The sequence below is a fragment of the Variovorax paradoxus B4 genome (assembly GCF_000463015.1).
Lineage (GTDB): Bacteria > Pseudomonadota > Gammaproteobacteria > Burkholderiales > Burkholderiaceae_C > Variovorax > Variovorax paradoxus_E.
In genome coordinates this window covers 2223352-2235236 of sequence record NC_022247.1, presented here as the reverse complement: position 1 = coordinate 2235236, position 11885 = coordinate 2223352, and the positions used below count along the sequence as shown (strand labels likewise).

At 67.5% G+C, this 11885-nt stretch carries 10 protein-coding genes; 6 read left to right on the top strand and 4 right to left on the bottom strand.

Annotation, left to right across the window (positions count from 1 at the left end; all coding sequences use genetic code 11):
• From VAPA_RS10390 to VAPA_RS10375, 4 genes are all read right to left on the bottom strand, one after another.
• Positions 1 to 2052, bottom strand: coding sequence for an alpha-1,4-glucan--maltose-1-phosphate maltosyltransferase (locus VAPA_RS10390; protein WP_021006725.1), 2052 nt, complete (start codon positions 2050 to 2052; stop codon positions 1 to 3).
• Entirely contained in the window at positions 2049 to 3947 is a 1899-nt protein-coding gene (gene glgB, locus VAPA_RS10385) for a 1,4-alpha-glucan branching protein GlgB (RefSeq protein WP_021006724.1), read from the bottom strand. Before glgB ends, VAPA_RS10390 begins: the two co-directional genes overlap by 4 nt.
• A gap of 194 nt (positions 3948 to 4141) precedes the next feature.
• Positions 4142 to 4462 carry a hypothetical protein gene (locus VAPA_RS10380; protein WP_021006723.1) on the bottom strand — a complete coding sequence of 107 codons (321 nt, stop codon included), beginning with the start codon at positions 4460 to 4462 and terminating at the stop codon, positions 4142 to 4144.
• 106 nt (positions 4463 to 4568) lie between these two features.
• On the bottom strand, positions 4569 to 4919 hold the full coding sequence (locus VAPA_RS10375; RefSeq protein WP_230558989.1) for a hypothetical protein: 351 nt from the start codon (positions 4917 to 4919) through the stop codon (positions 4569 to 4571).
• A gap of 271 nt (positions 4920 to 5190) precedes the next feature.
• Here VAPA_RS10375 and VAPA_RS10370 point away from each other — a divergent pair, with 271 nt between their 5' ends.
• The 6 genes from VAPA_RS10370 (at position 5191) to VAPA_RS10345 (ending at position 11799) form a co-directional block, all read left to right on the top strand.
• Entirely contained in the window at positions 5191 to 5628 is a 438-nt protein-coding gene (locus VAPA_RS10370) for an Hsp20/alpha crystallin family protein (protein WP_021006721.1), read from the top strand.
• Between the two features lie 29 nt (positions 5629 to 5657).
• The gene (locus VAPA_RS10365) at positions 5658 to 6071 is read left to right on the top strand and encodes an Hsp20/alpha crystallin family protein (RefSeq protein ID WP_021006720.1); all 414 of its coding nucleotides are present in this window, start codon (positions 5658 to 5660) and stop codon (positions 6069 to 6071) included.
• A gap of 40 nt (positions 6072 to 6111) precedes the next feature.
• Entirely contained in the window at positions 6112 to 6450 is a 339-nt protein-coding gene (locus tag VAPA_RS10360) for a hypothetical protein (protein ID WP_021006719.1), read from the top strand.
• Positions 6451 to 6576: 126 nt separating this feature from the next.
• Positions 6577 to 7242 (top strand): phosphoribosyltransferase, encoded by a 666-nt coding sequence (locus VAPA_RS10355; RefSeq protein WP_021006718.1) that lies wholly within the window; start codon positions 6577 to 6579, stop codon positions 7240 to 7242.
• A gap of 12 nt (positions 7243 to 7254) precedes the next feature.
• Complete coding sequence (locus tag VAPA_RS10350; RefSeq protein WP_021006717.1) at positions 7255 to 8601, top strand: erythromycin esterase family protein; 1347 nt, start codon at positions 7255 to 7257, stop codon at positions 8599 to 8601.
• 150 nt (positions 8602 to 8751) lie between these two features.
• Positions 8752 to 11799 (top strand): sensor domain-containing diguanylate cyclase, encoded by a 3048-nt coding sequence (locus VAPA_RS10345; protein WP_230558988.1) that lies wholly within the window; start codon positions 8752 to 8754, stop codon positions 11797 to 11799.
• The last annotated feature ends 86 nt before the right edge of the window (positions 11800 to 11885 follow it).

The following is an 11885-nucleotide window of genomic DNA, read 5'->3' as shown; positions in this document are numbered from 1 at the left end:
TCACAGGAAGTAGTCGAAGTCGCGCTCGTCGCCGTGGCGCCGCCGTACGACGAAGATGTGCGCGGGCGCGCTGTGCGGATCGAGCTTGACGTAGTGCCAGCCGCCCTGCCAGATGAAGCGCTGTCCGCTCAGCAGGTCGTGCATCTGGAACGCACGCGAGCGATCCACGCCCACGCTCTGCGGATCGAGCTCGAGCCAGCCCTCCTGCACGTTGTGCGGGTCGAGGTTGACCACGGTCACGACCACGTTGTCGCCGCTCTCCGACACCTTGGCATACGCCAGCAGCTGGTCGTTGTCGATGCGCAGGAAGCGCAGGCCGCGGTCCCGGTGCAGCGCCGGGTTCTCGCGGCGGATGTGGTTCACGCGGGTGATGAACGGCGCCAGGCTGGCCGGGTCGTCGTGGTTCCAGTGGCGCAGCTGGTACTTTTCGGAGTCGAGGTATTCCTCGCTGCCGGGCGAGCGCGGCAGGTGTTCGCGCAGTTCGTAGGCCGGCCCGTAGATGCCGTAGTTGGCCGACAGCGTGGCGGCAAGCACCAGCCGTGCCATGTACACCGAGGCTTCGCCGCCCTGCAGCTGCTCGTGCAGGATGTCGGGCGTGTTGGGCCAGACATTGGGCCGGAAGTAGTCCACGCCGGGCGCGGTGGAAAGCTCGGTGAAGTACTCGACGAGCTCCTGCTTGGTGTTGCGCCAGGTGAAGTAGGTGTAGGACTGCGAGAAGCCCAGCTTCGCCAGCCGGTGCATCACCTTGGGCCGCGTGAAGGCCTCGGCAAGGAAGATCACCTCCGGGTGCTCGCGCCGGATCTCCCCGATCACCCACTCCCAGAACGCGAAGGCCTTGGTGTGCGGGTTGTCGACGCGGAAGATGCGCACGCCCTCCCCGATCCAGTGCTCGATCACGCTGCGCAGCTCGGCCCACAGGCCGCGCCAGTCTTCGCTCTCGAAGTTGAAGGGATAGATGTCCTGGTACTTCTTGGGCGGGTTCTCCGCGTACTGCACGCTGCCGTCGGGACGCCAGCGGAACCAGTCGGGGTGCGCCTTCACATAGGGATGGTCGGGGGCGCACTGGAAGGCGATGTCCAGCGCAATCTCCAGGCCATGCGTGGCGGCCTGCGCGCAGAGGCGGCGAAAGTCTTCCGCCGTGCCAAGGGCCGGAAGAATGGCCTTGTGGCCGCCCTCGGCCGCGCCAATGGCCCAGGGGCTGCCGACGTCGTCGGCGCCGCTGGCCAGCGCGTTGTTGGGCCCCTTGCGCTGCAGGCGGCCGATGGGATGGATCGGCGGAAAGTAGAGCACGTCGAAGCCCATGGCCGCGATCGCCGGCAGCCGGGCCTCCACGTCCCTGAAGGTGCCGTGCACGCCGGGCGTCGGGCCGGCCGAGCGCGGGAACAGCTCGTACCAGGTGCTGAAGCGCGCGCGCTCGCGCTCGGCCTCCAGCGGCAGCTCGGACGGAAAGCGCACTTCGTGCCGGCGGTCGGGGTGGCGGCGCGCCAGCATGGCAAGCTCTTCGTCCAGCGCAAGGGCCTTGAGCGCCGACGCGTCCGCCCCGGGGTCGGCGGCCACGGCATCGAGCTCGGTGGCCCAGTTGGCCAGGGCCTGCCGGTCCGCGCCCTCGGCCCGCTCGGCCGCGGCGGCCACCTCCAGCGCGCCCACCTGCGATGCGATGCGCACGTCGTCGGGGTCCACGCGGCGCGTCATTTCATGGCGCCACGACTCGAAGGGATCGACCCAGGCCGCCACGGTGTAGAGATAGGGCCCGAGCGCGGGCGGCGAGAAGGCCGCCTCCCACACGTCGTTGGCGAGCGGCTTCATCGGCACTTCGCGGAACTCGGCCTTGCCTTGCGGACGCCAGCACAGCTGCACGCGCAGCACGTCGTGGCCATCGGTGAAGCAGTGCGCCTTCACGCGCACCCTCTCGCCGACGATGCACTTCACTGCGAAGCGGCCGTTGTCCACCGACGGCAGCACGGTGTCGATGACTGCGCGCCGGTTGCCGTCGCGCACGTCGGGCGCCACGGAAGCCATGGGCACCTGCGGGGTTGTGAACAGTTTCATCATGATGGCCGGTGCTCGAGAATCAGCGTGGACAGCGGCGGCAGGGTCATGCACACCGAGTGCATGCGGCCATGCGAACGCACGGGTGCGGCCTCGACGCCGCCAAGATTGCCCCACCCCGAGCCGCCGAACTCGACGGCATCGGTGTTGATGAGCTCGCTCCAGAAACCGGCCAGCGGCACGCCCAGCAGGTAGTTGGTGCGCGGCACCGGCGTCATGTTGCTGACGACCAGGAGCGGCGGCTGGCCGTCGCGCGGCTTGCGCAGGAAGGCGAACACGCTGGCGTCGGCATCGTCGGCCGCGACCCATTCGAAACCCGACGCGGAAAAATCCTGCTGGTAGAGCGCGGGCGCGCCGCGGTACACGCGGTTGAGCTGCGCCACCAGCCGCTGCAGGCCGCCGTGCCCTTCGAGATCGCAGACCCACCATTCGAGCTCGCCGTCGTGCGTCCACTCGCGCCGCTGCCCGAACTCGCCCCCCATGAACAGCAGCTTCTTGCCCGGGTGCGCCCACATGAAGCCGAACAGCGCGCGCAGGTTGGCGAACTGCTGCCATTGGTCACCGGGCATCTTGCCGAGCAACGAGCCCTTGCCATAAACCACTTCGTCGTGCGACAGCGGCAGCACGAAATTCTCGTGGAACGCATAGACCAGCGAGAACGTCATCTTGTGGTGGTGGTACTTGCGATGGATCGGCTCTTCCTTCATGTAGGCGAGCACGTCGTGCATCCAGCCCATGTTCCATTTCTCGCCGAAGCCCAGCCCGTCCATGTCGGTCGGCCGCGAGACGCGCGGCCAGGCGGTGGATTCCTCGGCCACGGTGATCGTGTCGGGGTGCTCGCGGTAGACGGCGCGGTTCAGCGTCCGCAGGAAGTCGATGGCCTCCAGGTTTTCGCGGCCGCCGTGGCGGTTGGGAATCCATTCGCCGTGCTTGCGCGCGTAGTCGAGGTAGAGCATGGACGCGACCGCATCGACGCGCAGCCCGTCGAGGTGGTACCTGTCGAGCCAGAACAGGCCCGACGACACCAGGAAGCTGCGCACCTCCGCGCGGCCGTAGTTGAAGATGCTGGAGTTCCACTCCGGATGGAAGCCCTGGCGCGGGTCGGCATGCTCGTAGAGGTGCGTGCCGTCGAAGAACGCGAGGCCGTGCTCGTCGGTCGGAAAGTGCGAAGGCACCCAGTCCAGCAGCACGCCGATGCCGTTCTGGTGCAGGTGATCGACCAGGTACATGAAGTCCTGCGGGGAGCCGAAGCGCGCCGTGGGCGCGAAGTAGCCGGTGGTCTGGTAGCCCCAGGAGCCGTAGAAGGGGTGCTCCGTCACGGGCATGAGCTCCACGTGCGTGAAGCCCATCTCCTTCACGTAGGCCGCGAGTTCATGCGCGATCTCGCGGTAGCCCATGAACCGGCCTTCGCGGCGGCGCCACGAGCCCAGGTGCACCTCGTAGACGGACATCGGGGCATCGAGCGCATTGCGCGCCGCCCGCGTGGCCATCCATTCGGCGTCGTTCCACTCATAAGAAAGTTCACAGATGCGCGAGGCCGTGGCGGGCGGCAGCTCGGCGCGGAACGCGAAGGGGTCGGCCTTGTCGACCGTGTAGCCGCCAAAGCGCGACCGGATGCGGTACTTGTAGGCCTGGCCCGGCGCCGCGTGGGGCGCATGGCCCTGCCAGATGCCCGTGCCGTCCGCCGACGGCGCGAGCGGATCGGCGTCGCCGGACCAATGGTTCCAGTCGCCGACCACCGTCACCGACTCCGCGTTGGGCGCCCACACCGCGAACCGCGCGCCGCCCTCCTTCAGAAGATGGCAACCCATGAGGTCGTACAGGCGGGAATGCGTTCCTTCGCGGAACAGGTAGGCGTCTTGCGCCTCGGGCTCTGACAGCGGCTGGATCACTGGCACCGGTGTTCCTTGCTTGCATGAAGGCCAGCGACCGGGTGTCCAACGGAACACGCTTTCGGCATCTGCAAGCCTGACCGCACAATTTGCAAAGAATCCCGGCGCAGCGGGTAAGGCTTAAACCGCCTTGGCGTGTCGGAGAGTTCCCCATAACGCGATCAGGGACGAAAAATGGCCGCGCGCGGCGCGCGGTCTTTTCAGGCCGCGAGCGGCGTGGCCCGCGAGGCGGTTTGCGAGCGCGCGGACCGCGGGGAGATGCGCCGCGAAAAGTCGTCCACGGTCAGGATGATGGGCTGGGTCGGATTGGCCCGGTACCGCTTGAGCGCTGCAGCGCCAATGACATCGAAGTGCGCCCTGCAGGTCTCCAGCAGGCGGTCGCCCAGGTTTCGGGTGCCGAACACGTCGTGCAGGGTTTCCTCTGAAATCTGGCCGATGATCCGGGCACCATCGGGTCCGTCCGGGTAGATCGCGAAGCGGACGGCCGCCGTGTCAAAGCAGTAGATGCCTTCGAAGTCCATGTCTGTCTCCTGAAGAATTTCTTCGCTCGCATAGGCGAATCGGATTCAGCGCGGAACCACGCAGACGGCGGCGTGGATTTCCGCGCAAGTTCAGGAAGGATGCAGCCTACACGCCTCCAGCGGTGCGGGAATCGTGGCCTCGCGAGGGTAAGACTTGCTGCAATCCATGTCCGAAGCGCTTGGCGCCCAGCCAGCCCTTCAGGCCCGGATGGCGAGGCTTCGGTGGCGGCAGGTCGCCCGGATAGCGGATGCGCGCGAGCTCCTCGCGCCCTTTTTCGGTCAGGGCCAGCACCTGCGCCGCGGGTTCGCTGCCCGCCAGCGTCAGGGGGTCGGCTGGCGCCGGAATCAATGCAATCACGAGCCCCGCCCGGCGAAGAATCCTGACCTCGTCGATCTCCTTGGGCGTGCGGAAAGACACGGGCAGGCGGGATGCGGCAATCTGCTTGAGCAGGTCCATCGGCATGGCAAATCTCCTTCAGGTTTGGAATGACGACTGACGATTTCGACGAGGATCGATCTAGGTTCGCCGGGCGCGGGTTCAAGAGGCGCGGCAACGTGATTCTTTCAATCGCGCCTTCCGTCCTCATAGCGCTCGAACGATCGGTTTCCGGGCCCCTGCGCGCACCTCTTGAAAACCCGCCGCGAGCGCCTATTTCGCTGATCGGGAGCGCTGGAGACACACGCCTCCGGCGCGCCGTTCAACCTGTTCTTGAATGGAGGTTTTCGCCATGTACCGATCCCTGTTTCCGCGCGACGTGTTCGCAGAGATGGATCGCCTGCAGCGCGAGATGCAGCAGGCCTTCGATCTGTCTCCGACCATCCGCGGCTTCGGCCGCAACGGCTTCCCGGCCCTGAACATCGGCGGCACGCCGCAGACCGTGGAGATCTACGCGTTCGCACCCGGTGTCGACCCCTCCAGCCTGGAGGTCCACCTGGAGCGCGGCCTGCTCACCATTGCCGGCCAGCGCGGCAAGACCCTGCCCGAGGCCGATGCGCAGGCGGCCGTGCACATCAACGAGCGCTTCGAGGGCGCGTTCCGCCGGGTCCTCACCCTGCCCGACGATGCCGACCCCGACGCCGTGGCCGCCAGGTACCGCGACGGCGTGCTGCACATCACCGTGCAGCGCCGCGCGTCGTCGCTGCCCCGGCGCATTGCCGTCCAGTGATATCGACCATGAAGAAAGGAGAGACGATCATGGACAGCCACACCACCACTTCGCCTCGCGCGGCCGGATCGAAGGAGCTCGCGCCCAAGGACGACAGCTCGCGCTACAGCGACGCGGCGCTCACGCCGCCGGTCGACGTGGTCGAGGACAGCGGCGGCATCACGCTCTTTGCCGACCTGCCGGGCGTCTCGCGCGACAAGCTCAGCCTGCAGGTGGCCTCCGACACGCTGACCATCGACGCCGAGTCCGGTCTCTCGGTGCCCGAGGGGCTGGAATCGAGCCACACGGAAGTCGGCCTGGCCCGCTTCCGCCGCGTCTTCACGCTCAGCAAGGAGCTCGACACCAACGCCATCTCGGCCGAGCTTTCGCAGGGTGTGCTGAAGCTGCGCATTCCCAAGGCCGAACATGCCCAGCCGCGGCGCATCGAGATCCAGGCCGCCTGAGCGAGGTGCGCAGCATGTGGTGCTCCGGAGGTGAAGAAAGATGAGCGGCACCGAGTGCCTTGCGCGCCTGCGCGCCGACGCTGCAGCCCTGAGCCCGCGCGCCGCGCACATCGCGCTGGCGCTCCTGCCCGCCGTCGATCACCTACCGGATGCATGGAAAGCGGGCCTGCGCAAGACGCTGACCCACCGCGCCAGCGCGGCCGCGCCGCTGTCCCCCATCGAGTTCGACGCGATCCGCGTGACCGCGGCCAGCCTGCCGCATGCGTACCCCGAATGGGTGGTCACCGATCCCGAGCATCCGAAGGCGCGGGAATTGATCGTGAATGCGTGGCGGGAGGCGGAGCGCCGCGGCCGGGGTGGGTTGCAGGCCGGCGCATAGGCAGGCTCGCCATCCACCCGGAAGGGGAAGACCCCCGGTGGCAGTGCACGCCTACGCCAATGTGGGCATCGCCCTACAACACCCTTGCGCCGGCAAAAATAAGGTGCCTGCAAGGACATCCGAAAAATGGCATTCGCGTCTTTCAGGAACCGGCAGCAGGCGGGCCGCGTGCTCGCCCGAAGGCTGGCCGCCTATGCCCACAGGCCGGAGGTGATCGTGCTGGCCCTGCCACGCGGCGGGATGCCGGTTGCGTACGAGGTGGCCAAGGCGCTGCACGCCCCGCTCGACGTGCTGGTGGTGCGCAAGCTGGGCGTGCCGGGCCACGAGGAATTCGCCATGGGTGCCATCGCGGGCGGCGGCGAACAGGTGCTGGACCAGGACCTCGTGCGCGAGCTCGGCATCGGCGCGAGGGAGGTCGATGAAGTGGTGCGCAACGAGCAACACGAGCTCGAACGGCGCGAACGCGCATACCGCGGCAACCGGCCCGCGCCCGATCTGCATGGCCGCACCGCCATCCTGGTGGACGACGGCCTCGCCACCGGCTCGACCATGCGCGTGGCCGTTCGCGCGGTGCGCCGGCAGGCGCCCGCACGCGTGGTCGTTGCCGCCCCCGTGGCGTCGCCCGAAGCCTGCGCGCTGCTGCGGGGCGAGGCGGACGACGTGGTCTGCGCCGAAACCCCGGAGCCTTTCCTGGGTGTGGGCCGCTGGTACCTGGACTTCTCGCAGACCAGCGACGAGGAAGTGTGCAGCCTGATCGAAGACGCGAACCATCATGGCGCGCATCCAGCCTGAGGACCGTGGACGATGACGCCCTCCCCCATATCGAAGGAAGCAGACGCGCTGCGCGCCGCGGCACATCCGATGGACGGCTCTTCCGGCGACCACGACGCGCTGCTCGAGCTGATCGGCGATGCGCACTACGTGCTGCTCGGCGAGGCTTCGCACGGCACGCACGAGTTCTATGCGGCGCGCGCGGACATCACGCGGCGCCTGCTGGCCGAGAAAGGCTTCAACGCGGTGGCCATCGAAGGCGACTGGCCCGATGCCTATCGCGTGAACCGCTACGTCAAGGGCGCCGGCGACGACGCCGATGCGCGCGAGGCGCTCGCGGGCTTCCGGCGCTTTCCGACCTGGATGTGGCGCAACGAAATTGTCGCGAGCTTCGTCGAATGGCAGCGCGCCTTCAACGATGCAGGCCCGGCGCAGGGAAAGACCGGCTTCTACGGGCTGGACCTCTACAGCCTGCATGCCTCCATCGAAGCCGTGCTCGCCTACTTCGACCGCACCGACCCCGAGGCGGCGCGAAGCGCCCGCGAGCGCTACGGGTGCTTCGACCGCTTCGGCGATGGCGGGCAGGTCTACGGCCTGATGGCCGGCCTCGGCAACACGCCCTCCTGCCAGCGCGAGGTGGTCGACATGCTGGTCCAGATGCGCCGCGCCGCCGGCGACGCATGGCGCAGCGGCATCGCAGCCAACGAGGAAGAGGCCTTCAATGCCGAGCAGAACGCGCGCCTGATCAAGAACGCCGAGGCCTACTACCGCTCGATGTACCTGAGCGACGTGTCCTCGTGGAACCTGCGCGACCGGCACATGGTGGAGACGCTGGGCGAGATCGAGCGCCATCTCTGGCGCGCGAGCGAACGCCCGAAGATCGTGGTGTGGGCACACAACTCGCATCTGGGCGACGCGCGCGCCACCGAGATGGGCGAGCAGCGCGGAGAACTCAACGTCGGCCAGCTGGTGCGCGAACGCCAGGGCCGCGATGCGGTGCTGGTGGGCTTCACCACGCATGCCGGCACCGTGATGGCAGCCTCCGACTGGGGCGCGGCCGCCGAACGCAAGCAGGTGGCTGCGTCGCGCCCGGACAGCTACGAGGGCCTCATGCACGAGACCGGATTCGAGCGTTTCATGCTGCCCCTGCGCGGCGAGGGAAGCCCTTTCTTCGCGCTGCGGGCGCCGCGGCTCGAACGCGCCATCGGCGTCATCTACCGGCCCGAGACCGAGCGGCAGAGCCACTATTTCTTCGCGCGGCTGCCGGTGCAGTTCGACGCACTGCTGCACTTCGACCGCAGCCGCGCGGTCGAGCCGCTGGAACGCGATGCAGCGTCGATGGACGCAGAGGTTCCCGAGACCTATCCGTCCGGCCAATAGCCACCGTTGGCGCCCCACCCACCTATGGGGGATTGCGCGAAGTGGGGCAATCCCCGCTTCTGACACACTACATGCGCCGCGCGGACTGCATCGCGATGCTTTTTTTCCTCTCCAATGAACTCATCAGGTCTCGGGAACATCCGCATCAGCTTGAACTCACGTCTCAGCCTCGGCGTTGCCGCGGTGGTCCTGGCGGCGACCTTCGCCATTGCCACGGTTGCCCTGCATCTGGTCAAGACCAGCATGAAGGCCTCCATTGAAAGCGAAGCGTTCGCGCGCCTGTCGGCCATTGCAAACACGGTAGGCCAGAAGTTCGTCAGCCGCCGCACCCTGCTGGAGACCTTCGCCGACAGCGTGGCATCGAACGAATTCCCCGACGCGCCGGCGTTGCAGGCCTTCCTCGAAAGGCACCCGTCGCTTCGCAAAGCCTTCAGCAACGTCGCGTTCTTCACGGCCGACGGCGACCTGATCGCGAGCCTGAGCGGAGCGCAGCAGCTCGGCAGGGTGAACATCAAGGACCGCCCGTACTTCCTGCAGACGATCGCCTCGCAGGCCGGCGTGGTCTCCGAACCCTACCTCAACCGGCTCAGCGGCCTGGCACAGATTGCCATGACCGAACCGGTGCTGGACCCTGCCGGCAATGTGCGATACGTGATCTCGGGCGCCCTCAACCTGAAGGACCGGAACATCCTGGGCGAACTCACCGACATGAAGTTCGGCGAAACGGGCTATCTGTTCATCACCAGCACGGAAGGCGTGGTGATCGACCATCCGCGCACCGAGCGCATCATCAACCAGACGGGCCTGAAGGGGGTCGGCAATCCCGAGATCGAGCGTCCGATCGAAGGCTACGAAGGTGCGACCGAAGGCTTCAACCATGCGGGCGTGCACGGCCTGTATGCCTTCAAGCGCATCCAGCAGACGAACTGGGTGCTGGGGTCCATGTACCCGAGCGCGGAGGCGTTCGCGCGGGTCGACGCCATCGAGCGTTCGGCCTGGATCGGGACGGTGGTGCTCGCGATGTTCGCCGGCGCCATGGCACTGGGCCTCGTGCGCGGGCAGCTCAGGCCGCTCACGCATCTGCACCGGCACATGCTCGACGTGGACAACCCGGCCCTGGAAACGGCCGTGCCGCGCACGTATCCGCGCGACGAGATCGGCGACATCGCGCGCACCTTCGACACGCTGATGCGGCAGCGCAAATCGAGCGAGAAGTTCCTGCGCGACATCACAGACAACCTTCCCGCGATGGTGTCGCACGTGGATGCGCAGGGACGCTACACCTTCGTGAACGCACCACTGTGCAGAAAGCTCGACCGCGGCGCGGCCCAGCTGATCGGCCGCGCGGCGCAGAACGTCGGCGAAGACGAGACGGGGGATGCCGCCGTTCGGCGCGTGCTGGCCGGCGAGGCCGTCAGCTTCGAAAGCCGGGGCCAGGCCAGGCACGGCGAGGAAGACCGCTACTTCCAGACCGAACTCATCCCCGACCGCGACCAGGCCGGACAGGTTCGCGGCTACTACGCCATGACCTCCGACGTGACCGAGCGCAAGCGGATCGAATTCAGCCTTGCCCACAGCGAAGCGCAGGTTCGCGTCATTGCCGACAACATCCCCGCCCTGGTGTCGCACGTCGATTCCTCGCTCAGGTACACCTTCGTCAATGCCCAGGTGAAAGCCTTGCACAAGGAGCGGGCCATGGTGGGCCGATCGATGCCGGAGGTTCGCGGCCCGGCGGATTTCGCGATCGTGGCATCGGCCTACGAACGCGCGCTGGCCGGCGAGACGGTGGTCGTCGAGAAATCCGGCGATGCGGCGCTGGGCATCGGAAACCGGACCTTCAAGGCCCACTACATTCCCGACCGGGACGCGGACGGCGTGGTGCAGGGCGTGTTCGCCATGACCTTCGACATCACCGACGAAGTGAACATACGCAAGGCCCTGACCGAGCAGGAGAAGCGGCTGCGCGACGTGACCGACAGCATCCCGGCGCTGGTGGGCTATTTCGACAGCAGCGAGAAGTGCCTCTTCGCCAACAGCCGCGCGCGGCAGATGGCGGGCCTGGGCGACGGCCCGCTCGACGGCGTCACCCTGCGCTCGGCGCTCGGCAAGGCGGTGCACCGGCAGATCCGGCCCTATCTTCCGCTGGTGCGCGAGGGCAAGTCGGTGCGCTTTCCGGTCCAGGCCCCGCTCCATGGAAGGGATGGCTATTTCCAGGTCAACCTGGTCGCCGACATGGACCCGCAGGGCGACAAGCTCCTCGGTTTCTATCTCATGACCTTCAACATCACGGCGCTGAAGCGGGCGGAGCTGCGGCAAGCCGAAAGCGAAAGGCGCCTGCGCACCATCACCGACAACCTGCCGGCACTCATCACCTACATCGACCGCGACGAGAAGATCACCTTTGCCAATGCCACCTACCGCGAATGGCTCGGGGTGGAACCCGCCGGCATCCTGGGCCACCACGTGAGCGACGTCGCGGGCCCCGAGCTGTATCTTTCGCGCAAGGCCATGATCGCGCGCGCGCTGGCGGGCGAGCGCGTGGAGTTCGAGGCGCAGACCCGGACCCAGGGCGTAGACCGCGCCACCCGCGTCAGCTACGTGCCCGACATCGGCCCCGACGGCGCCACGCGCGGCATCTTCTCGCTGAGCCTGGACATCAGCGCATTGAAGGCGGTGGAGCGCCAGCTGAGCGACCTGGCACGGTTCGACACGCTCACCGGCCTGTCGAACCGGCTCGCCTTCAACGAGTTTCTGCCCGGAGCCATCGCCCGCGCGCAGCGTTCGGGCAATGCACTGGCGGTGCTGTTTCTCGATGTCGACCATTTCAAGACCATCAACGACACGCTCGGCCATGCGACCGGCGATGGCGTCCTGGTGGAATATGCGCGGCGCCTGCTGGCCAGCGTGCGAACCACCGACACCGTGGCGCGCCTCGCGGGCGACGAGTTCGTGGTGGTGCTGGAGAACGTGCACACGCGGGAAGCCGCCGTGGCCGTCGCGCGAAAGATCGTCCAGCAGGTCGGCACCGCCCCCTTCGAGGTGGACGGCCGGAGCCTGAACGTCACGACCAGCATCGGCATTGCCTTCCACCAGGCGGCCGACGCCTCCGTCACCGCCGCCGATCTGCTGGCGCGCGCCGACGCTGCGCTCTATCGTGCAAAGGCTGCGGGGCGCAACACCTTCGGATTCTCCGATTGAGAACTTTGGTTGCGGTTGCGCATGGCCTTCGTCCACCGCAGCGGGCGCATCCCTGCTGACAAGCCCGCCCCGGCGGCCTCAGAATC